The sequence below is a fragment of the Algoriphagus aquimarinus genome (assembly GCF_007997215.1).
In the GTDB taxonomy this organism is placed as follows: domain Bacteria; phylum Bacteroidota; class Bacteroidia; order Cytophagales; family Cyclobacteriaceae; genus Algoriphagus; species Algoriphagus aquimarinus_A.
The window spans coordinates 18,304-36,292 of sequence record NZ_VORW01000012.1 but is presented as its reverse complement, the minus strand read 5'-3'; the positions used below and the strand labels follow the sequence as shown (position 1 = coordinate 36,292).

Here is a 17,989-nt window from a genome sequence, read left to right as displayed (position 1 = left end):
TCTTATACAGCTAAACCCAAAGTAATCATGAAAAGCAAAAGAAATTACCTTCCTTCAAATTTGCGGATAAATCCAAAATATCATCCTGCAATATCATTAGGCGCGAAAGTATTAAAATTAATTGCTTTAGTCGTCTTCCTTATTCCCTTCTTCATGAGGATATACAAGGACGCAACTATCAACTCATTCTTCATCACTTTCTTTAGTTGCCTTGGCATCTCTATATTTCTTATGATGGTTGCTGAAATATCAGAAGCAACTATCGATAAGGAAATTCAGATATAGGCATTAGCTAAAAAATACCTAAAACCAAAAAAGAGAAACATTTCTGTTTCTCTTTTTGAGCCTCCTATCGGGATCGAACCAATGACCTACTGATTACAAGTCAGAAATTGGCTTATTTTTTTAATATCTGTATTATTATTAAAATATTGATTTACAGCTATTTTATAGCCTTTCTTTATGTTTTTGTTTATGGTTTCTTTGTGCAAATAGCGACCTTTTTTTGTGCAAATGGTATGCAAGTGGTATCTTTGGGTAAAGCTACTTTGACATGACACGAAAAAAAGACAAAGCCAAAGATCCGGTTAAGGTCAATTTATACCTTGACACTAGGCGCAAAAAAGACAATGGATCCTATCCGGTGAAAATCCGGGTTTATGACACCTCCACTAAAAAAGCCCGACTTTATACAACTGATTTCGACCTTAGCGAAAAAGATTTCAATAAGATATTTTTTCCTGAAAAAGGCCAGCGATTCAAAAAAGAAGAAACCGACATAAAAGAGGACTTGGAAGAGTTGAAAAACCATTATTCCAATAAAGTCAAACTCTTAAACTCATTCACTTTTGAAGCGTTTGAAAAATCCCTTTCGATTACCTCCGGGGAATTGCTCAATGCCTTTTATCATTATGAAAGCTATATCCAAGAGTTAAGGGATTACAAGCGAATTTCTACGGCTTCAAGTTATGAGTTAAGCATGAAGGCATTGAAAGCTTACCTTAAGGATAAGACCGGGAAAGAACCTAAAAAGCTATTGTTTCAAAATATCACAGTCAAGTTTCTAAATGACTTTGAACTTTGGATGACTGAAAAAAATGAAAAATCCCTTACCACGGTGGGAATTTACCTTAGAGGCCTTAGAGTAATTTTTAACAGTGCTATCGAATCCAAAGCCATAGACCGGGATATTTACCCTTTCGGATCCAAGCGTTATGAGATACCAGCCTCCACCAATACTAAGAAAGCTTTTGATTCAAACGAACTCCAAACCCTTTTTCAGGCTAAAGCTGAAACTAAGGAGCAGGAAAAGGCAAAGGATTTTTGGTTTTTCTCCTTTGTATGTAATGGAATGAATATGAAGGATATTCTCCACTTAAAATGGAAAAACTTGAATAATGGTCAAATCGAATTTGTAAGGGAGAAAACCAAACGAACTAAGAAGGCAAACTCAAAGCCTATTCAAGTGCCTCTTACTGATTTTGCAAAATCATTTATTGAGAAATACGGCATCACTACACAAAACCCAAACGGATTTGTTTTCCCTATCCTATCGGAAAATGATAATGCCGAAAAACAGCATTTGGCAAAGTTGAATTTCATTCGATATGTAAACCAGCATATTAAGAAGCTAGCGAAAGCAAACGGATTGAATGAAAATATTTCGACTTATTGGGCTAGACATTCCTTTGCTACCACGGCAGTAAGGAAAAAAGCAAGCTTGGAATTTGTAAGTGAGGCATTAGGTCATTCCGACCTAAAAACCACTAAAAACTACTTTGCAGGGTTTGAGGATAAGACCAAAAAAGAGATCTTAGAGGATATTACCGATTTCATGCGAAAATAAAGGTTTTATAAAAGCCTCATTTCGTTCATTTGATTCATTTTATCAAAGCTACTTAGATGAACCAAGACCAAATTAAAATTGAAGAGGCAGTCTTAAGTCTTATAGATTTATATGTTCAAGAGGATGAAAAAGATAGGGAGTATTTCCGGCAATATCGAAAAAACAATCCCGATTCAGGTCTTCAAAAAGAGCCATTCATTACATTTTACCAAACTTTTCAAGCAAGAGTCTCTTCTCATGAAATCACAGATTTTCTTTACTATTTTGGAGAAATCCGTTTGCTAAAAACCTTCCATTATAGCCATCATGCAGATCATTTAATTGAAAGATTTAAAAAACTAGAACTTCCTATTCCTCATTTTGTTTTAGAATGCCAAAGAGAGGTTATTCATAGGGAGAAATTTATTAGAGGCTATTTTGAAAAAGATAAATTTAAGTGGTCTAAATCTAGAAGAGAGGAATTTTTCGACATAATAAAAAAAGAGGCCATTACCCATTCCATTGATCCAAAAACCAAAAGGAAATATTTAAAGAAGAAGTTTAGGGAAACAATCCAAGAAACAAGGGATATTGAAAAGGAAATTAAAGACCGATTTGGCTATCTTGTAGAAGGCTTTTTCGATGGTGAAAAATTCTCCATTTCAAAAGATGACCTAAACGAATATTTCTATCATTCCGAAATTACCTCCGGTGGTTATGGTTCATTTTTCGAAGTATATAAAGCCCTTGACAAATATGTTAGTAAAAAGAATGCTGTTTTTGCGTTAAGAAGCTTTTTGAGTGGCCAGTATGATACAAGCAAAGAAAATAAAGAGGAAATCGAAAACACTTTCAACTCCATGCCTATTGAGGATGTAAGATCCCATTTTTTACCATTAATTGAAACGAAAAATAATAATGGTCAAAATTGGATGACCAATGAAGATTTTGAGACTTTCTTAAAAAGGTCATTTGGAGGGGATACCGATTTACCTAAGCCAAAAATCAATTTGGGAACTACTGGGAAATATGCGGTGGTGAAGCTTTTTTACCTCTTTTATGAAAAATGCATTTTTGAGAACCTACATGAAAACCGAAAAAAAGATCCATTTATCCAATTACTCAAAGACTCTTTTGATACAAATAAATATGGGGACATAAGAGGCGATAATTTTAAAAGAGATAGGGTAAAACATGACTGGAATAAATGATTTTACCTTTGTTTCTTCCTTTCTTACCTTTGTTTTTACCCTCTTTACCTCGAATCAATATTGATTTTTTAGCTTTTATAGTTTGCCTCCACAATCAAATATATGATATATGGAAGCAAATCAAATCACTTTCGACAGCCTACCAAAGGCTATGGCCTCTCTCTTCGAGGAGGTAAAACAAATCAAATCCTTAATCCTGGACACCTCCACCAAAGAGGCCGGAGATCAACTCTTTACGATTCAGGAAACAGGGGAATTTCTCCACGTAAAACGGCAGACCCTTTACAGCTATGTTTCCAAAGGGATCATTCCACACCACAAGCGAGCCGGAAGGCTTTATTTCTCCAAATCGGAATTAATCGACTGGATTAAGACAGGAAACAAAAGGCCATTTGATGTGGAGGAACAAGCAAAAAAAATTATTTCCAAGCGCAAAAGGAAAGGAGGAAGTCATGAATAAGAAATTCAAAGCCTCCTCCATAGGTCTCAAAGCTACTTGTGACAAGAGTAAAGATAAGCATTTTGAAATAGAACTTGAATACCTTACCAAGTTTGGACTTACTACAATTACCCTAAAGGCCTTTCCGGTAAAGCCTTTTAGCTCCTTAATAGAATTTTGGGATCAGTCCTTCAAGTTCGGATCCGTATTTTCTGAAATCGGAGATATGCGAGCCTTTCCGGCTTTTGATCATGTTATTGATAACTATTTCGAGAGCCCGGAATTTGAGCAAAGCAGAAAGGAGGCAGGGAAATGCAACTAGAAAAAAGCGAGTTTCAAAAACACCTCAAAGAAAATCTTACAAAGGTAGAAACCAAGCCTCATGAGGATATACTCCAAGCCCTTCTAGATAGTATGGAGAAGGTGGATTTTATGATCAAAGCATTCCCGGAGTTAAAGAAACTTCAAGGCAAAATCAATGCTTTAATTGATTTTCTAGAAAAACAGCCAAACAAAGAAACGGATGAATGCAAAGCCAAACGAGAGGAAATGAAGGATCTAAATGATAAGATCGATTCCATGAAATTAAAGGAAAAGCACTATCTAGTTATTTCAGTAGAGGAGATTCTAAAGAAGGCTAAATTTCAAAAATTAGGGCTTTGTCTCAATGGAAATTTCGTTTACCTCTACAATGGAGAATATTGGAAAAGCATTGAGCAAAAGACCTTTGAAAACTTTCTTGGTGAAGCTTCACAGGTTTTGGGAATTGAAAAATTCACAGCAAAATACTTCAATTTCAGAGAGAGACTTTATAAGCAGTTTACTGCCTCCGGGTATTTACCTACACCACCAAAGCCAAAGAATAAAGTTCTTATCAATCTCAAAAACGGTACTTTCGAAATATCCGAGAAACCGAATTTAAGGGCTTTTGTTCCTACCGATTTCATGCGGTATCAATTACCATTTGCCTATAATGAGAAGGCGACAGCACCCAAATTTGAAGCTTATTTAAACCGGGTACTACCAGAGAAGGATAAGCAAGAAGTCCTTTGTGAATATTTGGGATATATCTTTATTCCAACTGAGCGGTTAAAACTCGAGAAAGCCCTCTTCCTATACGGTGGAGGCGCAAATGGAAAATCAGTCCTATATGATATTATCCGAGCCCTTTTAGGAGATCAAAATACAAGTGAATACTCCCTTCAATCCCTTACCGATGTAAGTGGATATTCCCGGGCACAAATAGCGGACAAACTTGTAAACTATGCTACAGAGATAAATGGAAGGCTTGAAAGTTCGAAATTCAAGGCTTTAGCCTCCGGGGAACCAATGGAAGCACGCTTGCCTTATCGAGATCCTTTTATCATTGAGAACTATGCCAAATTGATTTTCAATGCAAATGAGCTTCCTAAAGAAGTGGAATTTACACACGGATTTTTCAGGCGGTTTTTGATCATTCCATTTGAAGTGACCATTCCAGAAAATGAGCAAAATAAAGGCCTAGCCAAAGAGATAATCCAAGAGGAATTGCCCGGAGTATTTAATTGGGTTTTGACTGGATTAAAGAGGCTTTTAGTAAATGGTAAGTTTTCGCAAAGTCCTTCCATTGATAATGCCTTAGAGGATTTCAAGACTGAATCCGACACGGTAAAACGGTTTTTACAGGAAAACGGCTTTACTCCCGATTATGAAAAAAAGATCCTACTTAAAGACCTTTATCCTCAATACAGGGAATTTGCTTTAGAGGATGGAAATAAGCCCTTATCCAAGTCCAATTTCAAAAAGCGATTGGAGGCAAATAAGATTTTTGTTAATCGAGAAAGTGAAGGACTACAAGTGTATGTTTTACAAAAAGATTCTGAAAATGGAAACCTTACTTTTTGAAAAGCAAAGAAGTAGGATTGCACCTCTTTGCCCTTGTGGGAGATCCAATAAGGATGGCAAGTTTGCCCCTTTTAAAGGATTTCAAGATAAAGGCTATTGTCATTCATGTGGAGAAACATTTAAGCCGAAACTGAACGAATCGAACGAGCTAAAAAGAGAGAGTTTCACACCTCAAAAAGCAAAGCAAGTATCATTTATTCAACCAGCGATTTTAGAAGCTTCTTTGCAAGCTTATGTTAGAAACAATTTTGTTTCATTCCTAAAATTCACCTTTGGCGAAACCTTAGCCATTCAAGCGGTGGAAGCCTATAAAATTGGAACCTCCACAGCCAGACCGGGCGCAAATGTGTTTTGGTATGTGGATGCAAAAAACCAAGTAAGAGGAGGCAAAATAATGCTATACCATTCCGACACCGGGAGAAGAAAAAACTTCTTCTCATGGAGCCATTCCCGGTTAAACTTGGAAGGCTATAATTTCAAACCTTGCCTTTTTGGTGAACACCTACTTCGAACCGACCCTTCGAAAAGTGTTGGAATAGTAGAGAGTGAAAAAACGGCCATTATAGCCAGTTTGGTTTTCCCGGAGTTGATTTGGCTTGCAAGTGGAGGCAAAGAAGGCCTTACTCCTACCAAGTTCGAAAGCTTACAAAATCGAAATGTGTTTCTATTTCCCGACCTTACCAAACCCGGAGATCCTAAGAATTGCTTTGATCATTGGGCAAAAGAAATCAAGAAGATCCAAGGGATCATTCCGGGATTTTTTGAGGTATCGAATTTTTTCGAGAAAAGAGCCAGCATAGAAGAAAAGGAAGCGAGTTTGGATTTAGCAGACTATATTCTTACAAATGACTGGAAGCCAGAGAATGAACGAAATGAACAAAATGAGCCTCCACAAAAAACAATTATAAAAAATGATGAATCCCTATCTACAAGAGAAATTGAAAGCCTTAGAAGCCGAATTGATCAAAGAAGAAACCAGAGCAAAACAATTTGGAGAAAAATTAAAGTGGTACGAAACCAAATTAGAAATCACTTTATTTCTGAAGAAGCAATTCGAGCAAATAAAGAATTACTTAACCAAAATCGGACAAAAAGCACCTAATTAAAGCAAGTTCCCAAAAAATTAAGGTTATCCAGCCATGGCAAGACACAGCAATTTTCCCACACTCTATGATTCAGCATTACAAATTAACATTTCTAAACTGAAGGAATGGGGCTACCTAGATCCTAACCAATGGATGAAAGGTAAAATGACATGGAGCAGAAATGAAACCAAAACAGGTGAAATAGAATTTGCCGTTTCTACTCAAAAAGGCAAGGAATATCTCCACCTGAATTATAATTTCCGAGACGAACCAAGAGATTACAAAATCCAGCTAATTCGAAAACCAACCAATTTAGGAATTGGTGAAATGTGGTTTTTTAAGTGTCCCAATACAGGAAAGCTTTGCAGAAAGCTATATTCTATTGGAGGATATTTTTTGCACCGTGAAGCTTTCAAAGGATGCTTCTATAGGTCTCAAATTAGAGGCAAGTATGAAAGGTTTCTAGATAGTACTTATGGTGAATATTTTCAATCTGAGCAGATTTACCGTGAAATCCATAAAAAGCACTTGAAGAAATCCTATGCAGGAAAAGTAACCAAGAAATATTCAAAGCTTTACAAACGGCTCAAAAGAGCAGATAGCATAGATTATAGGCAAATAGAAAGGTTAATGGTTTTAAGGAGATAATTATTAAATTCAATCCACTTTGCACACAAAAAAAGGGATGTAAATAAACTACATCCCTTTTCACTTTTATTCCTCATTTACCAATCTCCGATTGAATCACCAAGCATTCTGCTTTTGAAATCTTCAATTAATTTATTCGTGGCTTCTTCAAACATGGTTGTGGTATATCCAAATTCAGTACCCATACTTTTTTGAGAATAAAATTGGGTATTAGGTGGATCAATCTCAATCCTGCATCCATTGTCTTTTACTCTAATTGTTATAATTGAGAATAATGCCTCAGTAGAAGCTATGTATGGGCTTGTACTAGTATACCCAGCCCTTACAATATATTTACCTTTAACAGTGCCGGATTCTTTATCTGTGAATTGGATTACACTTTGAGCATTATTAAATGTTTCAACCATCCACTCATTTGCTAATATAAAATTTGTATCCTTATCATGCTCGTTCTCAAAGGTTGCAATCTTTGGTTGAGGAGTTTCTTGAAGAGCCTTTGAACCAAGACAGGAGGTTAAAAAAACCGAGGCAATTAAACAGATACAGGGAAAGAAAATTTTCTTCATGCGAAAATATTTAAAAGTTAAAAGCTTATAATACTTGAAACTATGATTATTTATTGATTATCCAATTATTTAATAGCTAGGTTTAAAAATCAATGAAAAAAGTTAGAATACCGGGCTATTCTTTTAAACCTTATTATTCTATAATACAGTGCTATAATGTTATGCTTAGGACTCTTTTTTGTGCAAATGGCGTGCAAATAAAAAAGGCACTCAACAAATATTATTGCTAAGTGCCTGATTTTTAGAGCCTCCTATCGGGATCGAACCAATGACCTACTGATTACAAGTCAGTTGCTCTACCAGCTGAGCTAAGGAGGCTTTTTTCCGTATTGGTGATGCAAATATAGAGGTTCACTTTATTCGCTCCAAACCCTCAGAAAAGAAAAATCCTATCTTCCTTATTCTGAGTGAGAAAAATTTAAAACTCCCTTATTATAGACAGCTTACTTTTGAGTTTTTCGACCTCTTCTTCCGCTTTTTGGATCTTTAGATCAAACTGATCTTTCAATTTATCTGCAGTTCTAGAAGCAGCAAAGAATTCCAAATTGTTTTTCCATAAGGTGATGTTATTCTCCAATTCAGAAATTTGCTTACGAATGCCGTGCTCTTTCTTATTTAAAGTTTTCACTGCATTTGGATCCGACTGTAGCCTGTTCAGATTTAATCGGAAAAGGAAGTCCTCTCTTCCTGCTCCGTCTGGACTCAATTTTTCTAAGTATAGATCAACGGCTGTTTTAAATTGAGCCTGAATATCTTTCATCGCTTTTCTCGGCACGAAACCAAGATCATTGAATTCACTTACAAATTTTGAAAGCTCATCTTCGGATACATTTTCACCGGCAGCAGCTTCTGTAAGTTTCTTGCAAATTTCTTGCTTGCTTACCAGATTATCTTCGAATTCGGCATTTTCCTGCTTATTAGAGTCTCTTCTATTGTCAAAGAAAGTATCACAAGCCAGTTTAAAGCGCTTGTAGAGACTATCTCTGCTTTTCTCAGGTGTTGGTCCAAGTTTCTTCCATTCTTGCTGCAGCTTCACTAAAGCATTGGAAGTGTTCTGCCAATCCTTATTGTCTTTTAGCTCCTCGGCATTAGCAATCAATTCCTCTGCTTTTGCCTGATTAGTAGCTCGGATTTCATCGAGTTCCTTAAAGAATAAGTTTTTGCCATGAAAGAATTGTTTGAAAGCAGCCCAGAATGCCTTGTTGACATCTTTACCTGACTCTCGAGGCACTGGTCCTATTTTCTCCCAGTTCTTCTGAATTTCTAAGATCTCTTTAGTCTTGATATTCCAATCACGGATTCTATCTGCTTTAAAATCAGCAAATGGTTTCAAGGCTTCTATTAAAGCTTCCTTCTGATCTTGATTTACTTTGAAAACCTCTTTTTGACCTTCATAGAAATCCTTTCTTCTGTCATAAACAGCATCAGATGCTCCTTTGAATTTTTGCCATAAAGCTTCCTGCTCGTCTCTCGGAACGGGACCAATATGTTTGAATTCTTCGTGAAGGTCATTCAAAGATTTGATTGCATCTTTCAGGTCTTTTACATCCTTCAATGCTTCAGCCTTTGCAACAAGCTCTAATTTGCTTTCTAGATTCTTTTTACGATCAAGTTCTTTTAGCTCAAAATAGATGCTTCTATTATCATAGAAGCGATCCATCAAGGCATTATAACTAGCCCATAGACTTCTGTTTTGTGCTGGGGGCACTGGCCCTATACTTTTCCACTCTTCTTGTAGGGCTTTGATAGTAGCCATACTAAGTGTAGTTTCTTCTCCATCGACTAGCTCGCGGAGTTTATTTAACAACTCATTCTTAGCTGTAAAATTAGATTCCTTTTGCTTCTCAGCTTCTTTGCGAAGCGCTCCAAGCTGATGACGGTATTCGTAATAATAAGTGTTGAATTCTTTCTCCTCATCGCTTGGACGGAAGTCAAAATCATCCTCTACTCCACCTTCGGCCTTGAAATTCTCCAGCGCTTCTTCCTTCTCCTTATGGGTGAATTCATCGAATGCAGCCTTGATTTCATGAACAAGCTTATCGATTCTATAGATATTATCTTGTTTGACTTTACTTTTCAGTAGAGCAACTAGCTCGATTTTGGAAAGGACAGTAACATCAATCTCTTCTTCATGATGCTCTTCTTCTTCCTCATTCTCCTCTGTAGATTCTTCTTCATCTGTAGTTGAAGCTTCATCAGACTCGGTAGAGACTGCCGCTTCTTCAGTTTTTTCTTCGGATACTACCTCTTCGGAAGGATTTTCTGATGCAGGTAGAGTTTCTTCAGCAGTGGTGGGTGATTCTGACTCTGCAGACTCAATTTCTTCGGAAGGCGCTTCTTCGGCTACCTCATCACTAGTTTCTTTGGCTTCTGTAGTCGCAGAATCCCCATCAACTTCTTCAGTTGCAGTGGCAGATTCTATTTCAGGTTCAGACTTGCTGTCCTGATCCGCTACAATTTCTTTCTTAGCTTCAGAATTAGTTTCATTTTCGATACCCTTTACCTCTTCAGAATTGGAGGCTTGAGTCACCTTGTCCTTGTCGGACAAATCATTACTTTTCTCAGTCATAAAAACAGTACTATTAGGCGGCAATATGAGCAAAAGTAGGGATTTTGCCTAATTTAATCTTGGATCTAGTGGATAATTTGCTATTACCTTGAACTCGCCCCCCATATTTTTAAGCAAGTTTCTCCATAGTTCTTCGGGCGTAAAATCAAATGTTTTCTCACCAAGATTTTCTCTACAGATAATCCAAGTTTCATCTGAGAGCTCATCATCCAATTGGGTAGATCCCCAACCGCTATAGCCTAAGAAAAAGCGCACTGACTCCGGGTCAAACAGTCCGAGTTTAAGTTTTTCTACCAAAGATTCATAATCACCACCCCACCAAACATTCTCGCCTAAGGAGATGCTTCCTTCTAAAGCTTTTTCACCCAAGTATATGAAGTGCAGGGTATTCTGCTCTACTGGACCACCTACAAATACATCTTTATCCAAAAAGGCGAGTGCTTCAACCAGCTCTCCCAGTTTAAGAATTGAAGGTTTATTTATTATCAGCCCAAAACTCCCTTCTTCTGAATGCTCACAAAGCAGAACCACAGAGCGAACGAAATTCTCGTCCTGCAAAAATGGTTCGGAAATTAGAAGATCACCGGCTTTAGGATTACGCTGTTCATCTTTATTCATTCTGCTCAAAATCTAAATTCTTGAAAAATATAGATCATAATTTTTTAAATGCAATGCCTATGGTACTTTTATCCATAAGATTTTCTTGAAAAACAACTTACTATGAACATCTCAGCAATACGTAAAGATTATTCCATTAAATCACTGGATATCAGTGATGTTAAACTTGATCCAATAGCACAATTTAATGCCTGGTTTGATGAGGCAATAAATGCTGAAGTTCTGGAAGTCAATGCAATGACCGTTTCTACTTTAGGATTGGATGGTACTCCCAATGCTAGAATCTTATTATTGAAAGGAATAGATACCGGTTTCGTGTTTTTTACAAATTATAAAAGTGAAAAAGGTCAGGAGCTAGAAATGAATAAAACCGCTGCACTTACTTTTTTTTGGCCCGAACTAGAGCGGCAAGTTCGAGTGCGTGGTAAAGTGGAAAAGGTATTTGAAGAAGAATCTGACGCCTATTTTTTTTCCAGACCAACTGGCTCACAAATCGGTGCATGGGTATCACCACAAAGTCAAGAAATTGCTTCGAGAGACTATTTAAGCATAAAGCAAATAGCTGTTGAGAAGGAATTTGCTGAAAAAGACATGGTTCGTCCGCCACATTGGGGAGGGTATAGATTAATGGCATCTACTATAGAATTCTGGCAAGGAAGACCTAGCAGACTCCATGATAGAATTAGATACGAACTACAAGGGGATAGTTGGGTTATAGCAAGACTTGCACCCTGATTATTTTAGGTCAAAAAGATTATCAGATCCTATCATACGTTCTACCGTGAAGCCTTCACCGTATTTGACTAGGATTTTGTGACCAAATTCTCGTGCCCTAGCTTCAATAAAAGGAAGAAATTCCGGATCTGAAATAAAGCTCTTAGGTTCGGCACTGCTTGGATCATAGAATTGTGACTGAAAAGCTAAAATGCTATCGATCTTTGTCTGCCAAAAAGGTGTAATATCCATTACAAAGTCAGGTTCTATGTAATTATTTTGGATATAATGATAAACAAATTTTGGTCTCCAAGCTTCTTGAATTATTCCATTCAACTCAGTTTCAATCTTTCGAAGGCCACTCATAAAGCAAGCAGAACTTGCCAAACTTGAGCCTTTTCCATGGTCTGGATGTCTATCAGAAACGGCATTTGCCAGCACGATTTCAGGTCTGTACTTTCTGATCATTTCTATCAGTTTCAACTGATGAGCCTCATCATTTTGGAAGTAAACGTCTTTGAAACCTAAATTTTCCCGTACTGAAAGGTTTAATATTTTACTGGAGGTATCAGCCTCCTGAAGTCGTAATTCGGGAGTGCCCCTAGTTCCCATCTCACCATGAGTAAAATCAACTACTCCTACTTTGTGTCCTCTCGCTATATGAGATGCAATGGTTCCAGAACAACCTAATTCGGCATCATCAGGATGCGCAGCAAAAACTAAAATATCCAGCTTTGTCATTTTATAATTTGGCTAACGGACACGAAGATTCTGCCCTATTTTTAAAATTGAACGAGTAGAAATACCATTTAATTTAGTCAGGGAACTCACCGAAACACCGTATTTGCGTGCTATGGATCCTAAGTTCTCCCCTTTCTTCACCTTATGATAAGCATTAGTTCTAGCCTGAACAATGTTTCCAAAAAGAGCAGGGGTAATTAAATAATTTTGACTAAGTATTTTATTGTCAGAAAAATCATAAACTTTTTGAGGATCAAAGGCAAGGCCCCTGTATCGCAGTTCGTAGTGCAAATGTGATCCAGTACTTTTACCTGTGCTTCCACCCTTACCTATCAAATCTCCGGCTTTAACCTCTTGTCCTATATCAACGAGTTGTTTTGACAAATGACCATAGAGGGTCTCTAAACCATTTTTATGACGAACTACGATATAATATCCGTAGCCATATCGATCATATGATTTTACACGGACTATCCCATCAAAACCACTGTAAACAGGATCTCCAGTATTCAGATCAAGGTCTGTCCCATAATGCCATCTTCTCCATCTGTAACCATAAGGAGATGTCACCGGAGTGGTCTCTAAAGGCATCTTCCAATTGTATCCGAAAAACTCATCGTACAACTGAATATTAACTGTGTCTTTAAAGGTTTTAGGATCGAAATTGTAAATATCAATTTTGTTGGAATCCCAAGCTGAGTAATACTCGTATGCAGTAACCCATATACTGTCAATTTGAATTTGTTCGGAAACTTTGATCAGCTGGTTAGTGGGAGCCCAGATCATTATATTTTGATCTTCACTGATAATAGATTTTACTCTACCTAGTTGTACATTATTTTCAAAAATAATGGAATCAGTAACCGAGGACAATGTCTTGAGATAAGACTCCTGATCGAATGACCGGAGTTCAATATTTCTCCTCTCCTGGCCTACTGCAGAGGATTGAGTGTTGCTATTTTTCTTAATAATCTTTGGAAAAATTTGAGCATTGGCATTTAACACACCAATGCTCAAATTTATACAAAAGACTACGAATAGGATCGAATACCTCATTTATTGGGTTTAATCATTCTCAAACTCTGCCAAATATCGTTCAGCGTCCAAAGCGGCCATACAGCCTGTACCTGCTGCCGTTACTGCTTGTCGGTAGATATTGTCTTGCGCATCTCCACAAGCAAAAACTCCTTCAACGTTGGTTTTGGTACTTCCTGGGATAGTTTTGATATAGCCGGCATCATCCATATGAATATAATCTTTAAATATGCCGGTGTTTGGTTCATGACCAATAGCAACAAAGAAGCCAGAAATAGCGATTTCTGATTTTTGTCCAGTTTTATTATTGAAGATTCTTATACCATTAACTTCTTCTTCACCAAGGATCTCATCTGTCTCTGTGTTCCAAAGAATTTCGATCTTTGGATTATTCATCACACGCTTTTGCATGATCTGTGAGGCACGCATTTCATCCTTACGAATCAACATGTAAACCTTACTGCAGATATTTGATAAGTAGGAAGCTTCTTCACAAGCTGTATCTCCGGCTCCTACTATAGCAACTTCCTGTCCTCTGAAAAAGAAACCATCACAAACTGCACAGGCAGAAACACCTTTGCCATTCAGTCTAGTTTCGCTTTCTATACCTAGCCACTTAGCTGAAGCTCCAGTAGATATTAGTACCGTATCAGCATGAATGGTGATTTGTTCATCGATGATAACAGTGTGCGGCTTAGTGGTGAAATCTACACTCGTTGCCAAACCATATCTCACCTGAGTACCAAACCTTTCTGCTTGTTTTCTAAAGTCTTCCATCATCTCAGGTCCTGCTACTCCATTAGGATAACCTGGATAATTTTCTACATCATTTGTGATAGTCAGTTGACCTCCTGGCTGTCCACCAGTATATAAAACAGGTGAAAGTCCTGCTCTAGAAGCATATATCGCGGCAGTATAACCTGCAGGTCCTGATCCTACGATCAAAACTTTTACTTTTTCAATTTCTGGATTCATTAATAGTATAGTATTAAATCGAGCAAATTTTATGAATTCTACTCTAGTAACAAAGTTGCATATTGTTAAAATTCCCTAAGCTTTCGACTTAAGGAAATAATATATGAGCTACAAGCTGATACTAAGGTAGGATATAATGAAATAAAAAAGGGGGCTAATACCCCCTTTCTACTTGTGTGCTTGCTTATCCGAGGTAAGGTTTTAGTGTCTTACTACGGGAAGTATGTCTCAGTCGGCGGATAGCCTTCTCTTTGATTTGTCTTACTCGCTCTCTGGTAAGATTGAATTTCTCCCCGATTTCTTCCAAAGTCATCGCATGCTCGCCATTCAGTCCAAAGTAAAGCGTAATTACATCAGCTTCTCTTTGTGTCAAAGTGGAAAGTGCACGTTGAACTTCTTTACGAAGGGAATCATTCATCAAGCCATCATCTGGCTTTTCATCTCCGTCATTTTCCAATACATCCAAAAGGCTATTTTCTTCACCTTGAACGAATGGCGCATCCATAGATACGTGACGACCAGAGATTTTCATGGTATCCACTACCTCATTTGCAGTTACTTCAAGCACTTCCGCCAATTCCTCAGGAGATGGCTCACGCTCAAATTTCTGCTCTAGCTCGCTGAACGTCTTGCTGATCTTATTCAAAGAACCTACTCTGTTCAATGGAAGACGAACAATTCTAGACTGTTCAGCCAGTGCCTGAAGGATAGATTGTCTAATCCACCATACGGCATAGGAGATGAATTTAAATCCACGAGTTTCATCAAATCGCTGTGCAGCTTTGATCAAACCAAGGTTACCCTCATTGATCAAATCTCCCAAAGAAAGTCCTTGGTTTTGGTACTGCTTGGCAACTGAAACAACAAATCGGAGATTGGCTTTCGTCAATTTTTCAAGTGCCAATTGGTCACCTTCTCTAATTCTCTTAGCCAGTACTACCTCTTCGTCTGCTGTCAACAGGTCAACTTTTCCAATCTCTTGAAGATATTTATCCAAGGATTGACTTTCTCTGTTGGTAATCTGTTTGCTAATCTTTAGCTGCCTCATTCAGGAATATGATTTGTGAAATTTAATAGTTTAAGAAAATCAAATTAATCAAATGTTTCGATTAACCTTATGCACTAAGTGCTGGTTTTTATGGTTTTGGCAATAATGCTTTTCTTGAAAGCTTAAATTTGCCAGTTTTCTTATCGACATCGATCAATTTAACCTGTATTTCTTCTCCTGGCTCAAGTACACCGTCCATAGTTTCTATACGCTCGTGTTTGATCTCGGAGATATGAAGTAAACCATCCTTACCTGGCATAAATTCCACAAAGGCACCAAAAGGTTGAATATTTTTTACTTTACCTGTATAAGTCTCTCCTATTTCAGGCTGAGCCACGATCGCTTTGATACGAGAAAGTGCAGCATTAAGTTTATCTTGATTAGCAGAGAAAATATTGATTTTACCCTGATTGTCGATCTCTTCGATCACGATGGTAGCTCCAGTGTCTTTCTGAATTTCCTGGATTACTTTACCTCCAGGCCCGATCACAGCACCGATCAATTCCTTAGGAATCATCATGATGAATGATCTAGGAGTATGAGGCTTCAATTCTGATTTAGGAGCAGCAAGTGTCTTGGTGATTTCGTCTAAGATGTGAAGTCTACCTGCTTTTGCTTGATGCAAAGCTTCTTTCAATACAGAGTAATCTAATCCTTCAACTTTAAGATCCATCTGACAAGCAGTGATTCCCTTTGCAGTACCCGTTACTTTAAAATCCATATCTCCTAGGTGATCTTCATCTCCCAAAATATCAGAAAGAATAGAATATTTACCAGTTTTCGCGTCAGAGATCATTCCCATAGCAATACCAGTTACAGCAGATTTGATAGGAATACCTGCATCCATCAATGCCAATGAACCTGCACAAACCGTAGCCATAGACGAAGAACCATTTGACTCTAGGATGTCTGATACAATACGGATAGTGTATGGATTCTGCTCAACAGGAGGAAGAACTTTTCTCAAAGCTCTCATAGCCAAGTTACCATGACCAACTTCCCTTCTTCCAGGACCTCTATTTATTTTCACTTCTCCCGTAGAGAATCCAGGGAAATTGTAGTGAAGATAGAATTTGTTGTAACCTGAGATAGTTGCGCCATCCACCATCATCTCATCCATCTTAGTACCTAAAGTACAAGTAGTTAGCGATTGAGTTTCTCCTCTAGTGAACACAGCAGAACCGTGAGCAGATGGCAAGTAATCAACAACAGACCAGATAGGTCTTACTTCGTCGAGCTTTCTACCATCCAATCTTTTCTTCTCATTCAAGGTCAAGTTTCTAGCAGCCTCCTTGTGGACTTTGCTGAAATATGGACCGATTAGGCTTGTTTCGAATCCGTGATCTTCGCCTAAGCTAGCAACGAATTCTTCTTTGATTTCTTTGATTAAAGCTGAACGCTCAGTCTTGTTAGCAATTTGCTTGCTTACAGATGCGTAAAGTTTGTCATAAACTTCAGCTTTCATTTTATCAAAAAGAGCTGGATCAGACTTCTCGTGACTGTATTCTCTTTTTACTTCTTTTCCTACAAGCTTAGTAAGCTCGATCTGAGCCTGGCAATGTCTCTTGATTTCCTCATGAGCATATTGCATTGCTTCTAGCATCTCCTCTTCTTCGATCTCGTTAGCTTCGCCCTCTACCATAAGGATAAAGTCAAGCGAACCAGCTACGATGAATTCTAAGGAAGCAGTAGCCAACTGAGTTGGAGTTGGGTTGATGATCAACTTACCATCGATTTTCGCTACGCGAACTTCAGAGATAGGACCGTTGAAAGGAATATCAGAAACAGCCAAAGCTGCAGAGGCAGCAAGACCAGCCAAAGCATCTGGAAGCACATCCTCGTCACCACTGATAAGAGTGATTGCAATCTGAGTATCTGCATGGTAATCATCTGGAAAGATTGGGCGAATAGCTCTATCTACGATACGGCTAATCAAAATCTCGTAATCTGAAAGTCTTCCTTCTCTCTTCAAAAATCCTCCAGGAATTTTTCCTGAGGAAGCAAATTTCTCTTGGTAGTCAACAGACATTGGTAAAAAATCCACCCCTTCGCCAGCTTCTTTCTTGGATACTACTGTAGCCAAAAGCATAGCTTTTCCCATCTTCACTACTACTGATCCATCAGCTTGCTTCGCCAATGCTCCAGTTTCTATTGTAATTTCTCTGCCATCTTCTAGGGTGATGGTCTTGGTGATTAAGTTCGGTAACATAAATGATTGTTAGTTTGCGTCGTTAGTGATAAAAGTGTTCTTATAACCTTAAAAATAAAAAAGTAAGGTTCTCACTCAAGAGAACCTTACTAGATTGGTTATTTTCTGATTCCTAGCTCGGCGATGATTGATCTGTATCGCTCGATCTCTTTCTTGTGAAGGTAATCCAATAGGCTTCTTCTTTTACCTACTAGCTTCAATAAACCAAGTCTTGAGGAGTGATCCTTCTTATTTGACTTCAAATGTTCAGTCAAATGCTTGATTCTGTGTGTAAAGAGGGCAATCTGAGACTCAGGAGATCCTGTGTCAGTAGCAGATTTTAACCGTCCATGATTCTTAAATAACTCTTCTTTAATCTCTGAGGATAAATACATGTTTAGCTAAATTTTGTAAAACAACCACAAAGGTAGGGTTTATTCTGA

General features: G+C 37.8%; 18 protein-coding genes and 1 tRNA gene. 9 read left to right on the top strand and 10 right to left on the bottom strand.

Annotation, left to right across the window (positions count from 1 at the left end; genetic code table 11):
- The first annotated feature begins 27 nt into the window (after positions 1–27).
- From ESV85_RS22335 to ESV85_RS15320, 8 genes are all read left to right on the top strand, one after another.
- Positions 28–285, top strand: a complete 258-nt coding sequence (locus tag ESV85_RS22335; protein ID WP_191322028.1) for a hypothetical protein — start codon at positions 28–30, stop codon at positions 283–285.
- Between the two features lie 268 nt (positions 286–553).
- Positions 554–1,846 carry a tyrosine-type recombinase/integrase gene (locus ESV85_RS15350; RefSeq protein WP_146919074.1) on the top strand — a complete coding sequence of 431 codons (1,293 nt, stop codon included), beginning with the start codon at positions 554–556 and terminating at the stop codon, positions 1,844–1,846.
- 56 nt (positions 1,847–1,902) lie between these two features.
- Positions 1,903–3,036 (top strand): hypothetical protein, encoded by a 1,134-nt coding sequence (locus ESV85_RS15345; protein ID WP_146919072.1) that lies wholly within the window; start codon positions 1,903–1,905, stop codon positions 3,034–3,036.
- A gap of 109 nt (positions 3,037–3,145) precedes the next feature.
- Positions 3,146–3,496 carry a helix-turn-helix domain-containing protein gene (locus tag ESV85_RS15340; RefSeq protein ID WP_146919070.1) on the top strand — a complete coding sequence of 117 codons (351 nt, stop codon included), beginning with the start codon at positions 3,146–3,148 and terminating at the stop codon, positions 3,494–3,496.
- Entirely contained in the window at positions 3,489–3,797 is a 309-nt protein-coding gene (locus ESV85_RS15335) for a hypothetical protein (protein ID WP_146919069.1), read from the top strand. Before ESV85_RS15340 ends, ESV85_RS15335 begins: the two co-directional genes overlap by 8 nt.
- Complete coding sequence (locus ESV85_RS15330; RefSeq protein ID WP_146919067.1) at positions 3,788–5,359, top strand: phage/plasmid primase, P4 family; 1,572 nt, start codon at positions 3,788–3,790, stop codon at positions 5,357–5,359. Before ESV85_RS15335 ends, ESV85_RS15330 begins: the two co-directional genes overlap by 10 nt.
- The gene (locus ESV85_RS15325; RefSeq protein ID WP_223276011.1) at positions 5,340–6,461 is read left to right on the top strand and encodes a DUF6371 domain-containing protein; all 1,122 of its coding nucleotides are present in this window, start codon (positions 5,340–5,342) and stop codon (positions 6,459–6,461) included. The genes ESV85_RS15330 and ESV85_RS15325 overlap by 20 nt, the downstream gene beginning before the upstream one ends.
- Positions 6,462–6,498: 37 nt before the next feature.
- Positions 6,499–7,092, top strand: coding sequence for a hypothetical protein (locus ESV85_RS15320; RefSeq protein ID WP_146919063.1), 594 nt, complete (start codon positions 6,499–6,501; stop codon positions 7,090–7,092).
- A 77-nt stretch (positions 7,093–7,169) separates the two neighbouring features.
- Here the strand turns inward: ESV85_RS15320 and ESV85_RS15315 are convergent, their stop codons facing one another.
- From ESV85_RS15315 to ESV85_RS15300, 4 genes are all read right to left on the bottom strand, one after another.
- Positions 7,170–7,658 (bottom strand): DUF4468 domain-containing protein, encoded by a 489-nt coding sequence (locus ESV85_RS15315; protein ID WP_146919061.1) that lies wholly within the window; start codon positions 7,656–7,658, stop codon positions 7,170–7,172.
- 245 nt (positions 7,659–7,903) lie between these two features.
- Positions 7,904–7,976: transfer RNA gene (locus ESV85_RS15310), tRNA-Thr, on the bottom strand.
- A 100-nt stretch (positions 7,977–8,076) separates the two neighbouring features.
- Positions 8,077–10,227 (bottom strand): DUF349 domain-containing protein, encoded by a 2,151-nt coding sequence (locus ESV85_RS15305; RefSeq protein ID WP_146919059.1) that lies wholly within the window; start codon positions 10,225–10,227, stop codon positions 8,077–8,079.
- A gap of 48 nt (positions 10,228–10,275) precedes the next feature.
- Entirely contained in the window at positions 10,276–10,845 is a 570-nt protein-coding gene (locus tag ESV85_RS15300; RefSeq protein ID WP_146919057.1) for a YqgE/AlgH family protein, read from the bottom strand.
- A 102-nt stretch (positions 10,846–10,947) separates the two neighbouring features.
- On the opposite strand from ESV85_RS15300, the gene pdxH reads away from it, so the two are divergent.
- A complete protein-coding gene (pdxH, locus tag ESV85_RS15295; RefSeq protein ID WP_146919056.1) occupies positions 10,948–11,580 on the top strand; it encodes a pyridoxamine 5'-phosphate oxidase in 633 nt (210 codons plus the stop codon).
- Here the strand turns inward: pdxH and bshB1 are convergent, their stop codons facing one another.
- From bshB1 to rpsO, 6 genes are all read right to left on the bottom strand, one after another.
- Positions 11,581–12,300: a bacillithiol biosynthesis deacetylase BshB1 gene (gene bshB1 / locus ESV85_RS15290; protein ID WP_146919054.1), complete on the bottom strand. Its 720-nt coding sequence runs from the start codon at positions 12,298–12,300 to the stop codon at positions 11,581–11,583.
- A 12-nt stretch (positions 12,301–12,312) separates the two neighbouring features.
- On the bottom strand, positions 12,313–13,356 hold the full coding sequence (locus ESV85_RS15285; RefSeq protein ID WP_146919052.1) for a M23 family metallopeptidase: 1,044 nt from the start codon (positions 13,354–13,356) through the stop codon (positions 12,313–12,315).
- 9 nt (positions 13,357–13,365) lie between these two features.
- Positions 13,366–14,310: a thioredoxin-disulfide reductase gene (gene trxB / locus ESV85_RS15280; RefSeq protein ID WP_146919050.1), complete on the bottom strand. Its 945-nt coding sequence runs from the start codon at positions 14,308–14,310 to the stop codon at positions 13,366–13,368.
- Between the two features lie 184 nt (positions 14,311–14,494).
- Positions 14,495–15,358, bottom strand: coding sequence for an RNA polymerase sigma factor RpoD/SigA (locus ESV85_RS15275; protein WP_057936313.1), 864 nt, complete (start codon positions 15,356–15,358; stop codon positions 14,495–14,497).
- A gap of 88 nt (positions 15,359–15,446) precedes the next feature.
- Entirely contained in the window at positions 15,447–17,567 is a 2,121-nt protein-coding gene (gene pnp, locus ESV85_RS15270) for a polyribonucleotide nucleotidyltransferase (RefSeq protein WP_146919048.1), read from the bottom strand.
- Positions 17,568–17,665: 98 nt separating this feature from the next.
- Positions 17,666–17,941 (bottom strand): 30S ribosomal protein S15, encoded by a 276-nt coding sequence (gene rpsO, locus ESV85_RS15265; protein WP_057936311.1) that lies wholly within the window; start codon positions 17,939–17,941, stop codon positions 17,666–17,668.
- Positions 17,942–17,989: the final 48 nt, after the last annotated feature.

What these genes read in the sequence shown, in the direction of transcription:
- ESV85_RS15285 (WP_146919052.1), bottom strand. Translation starts at nt 13,356, where the DNA reads ATGAGGTATTCGATCCTATTCGTAGTCTTTTGTATAAATTTGAGCATT.
- ESV85_RS15315 (WP_146919061.1), bottom strand. Translation starts at nt 7,658, where the DNA reads ATGAAGAAAATTTTCTTTCCCTGTATCTGTTTAATTGCCTCGGTTTTT.
- ESV85_RS15275 (WP_057936313.1), bottom strand. Translation starts at nt 15,358, where the DNA reads ATGAGGCAGCTAAAGATTAGCAAACAGATTACCAACAGAGAAAGTCAA.
- ESV85_RS15345 (WP_146919072.1), top strand. Translation starts at nt 1,903, where the DNA reads ATGAACCAAGACCAAATTAAAATTGAAGAGGCAGTCTTAAGTCTTATA.
- ESV85_RS15330 (WP_146919067.1), top strand. Translation starts at nt 3,788, where the DNA reads ATGCAACTAGAAAAAAGCGAGTTTCAAAAACACCTCAAAGAAAATCTT.
- ESV85_RS22335 (WP_191322028.1), top strand. Translation starts at nt 28, where the DNA reads ATGAAAAGCAAAAGAAATTACCTTCCTTCAAATTTGCGGATAAATCCA.
- bshB1 (WP_146919054.1), bottom strand. Translation starts at nt 12,300, where the DNA reads ATGACAAAGCTGGATATTTTAGTTTTTGCTGCGCATCCTGATGATGCC.
- pdxH (WP_146919056.1), top strand. Translation starts at nt 10,948, where the DNA reads ATGAACATCTCAGCAATACGTAAAGATTATTCCATTAAATCACTGGAT.
- ESV85_RS15350 (WP_146919074.1), top strand. Translation starts at nt 554, where the DNA reads ATGACACGAAAAAAAGACAAAGCCAAAGATCCGGTTAAGGTCAATTTA.
- ESV85_RS15320 (WP_146919063.1), top strand. Translation starts at nt 6,499, where the DNA reads ATGGCAAGACACAGCAATTTTCCCACACTCTATGATTCAGCATTACAA.
- ESV85_RS15305 (WP_146919059.1), bottom strand. Translation starts at nt 10,227, where the DNA reads ATGACTGAGAAAAGTAATGATTTGTCCGACAAGGACAAGGTGACTCAA.
- ESV85_RS15340 (WP_146919070.1), top strand. Translation starts at nt 3,146, where the DNA reads ATGGAAGCAAATCAAATCACTTTCGACAGCCTACCAAAGGCTATGGCC.
- rpsO (WP_057936311.1), bottom strand. Translation starts at nt 17,941, where the DNA reads ATGTATTTATCCTCAGAGATTAAAGAAGAGTTATTTAAGAATCATGGA.
- ESV85_RS15325 (WP_223276011.1), top strand. Translation starts at nt 5,340, where the DNA reads ATGGAAACCTTACTTTTTGAAAAGCAAAGAAGTAGGATTGCACCTCTT.
- trxB (WP_146919050.1), bottom strand. Translation starts at nt 14,310, where the DNA reads ATGAATCCAGAAATTGAAAAAGTAAAAGTTTTGATCGTAGGATCAGGA.
- ESV85_RS15300 (WP_146919057.1), bottom strand. Translation starts at nt 10,845, where the DNA reads ATGAATAAAGATGAACAGCGTAATCCTAAAGCCGGTGATCTTCTAATT.
- pnp (WP_146919048.1), bottom strand. Translation starts at nt 17,567, where the DNA reads ATGTTACCGAACTTAATCACCAAGACCATCACCCTAGAAGATGGCAGA.
- ESV85_RS15335 (WP_146919069.1), top strand. Translation starts at nt 3,489, where the DNA reads ATGAATAAGAAATTCAAAGCCTCCTCCATAGGTCTCAAAGCTACTTGT.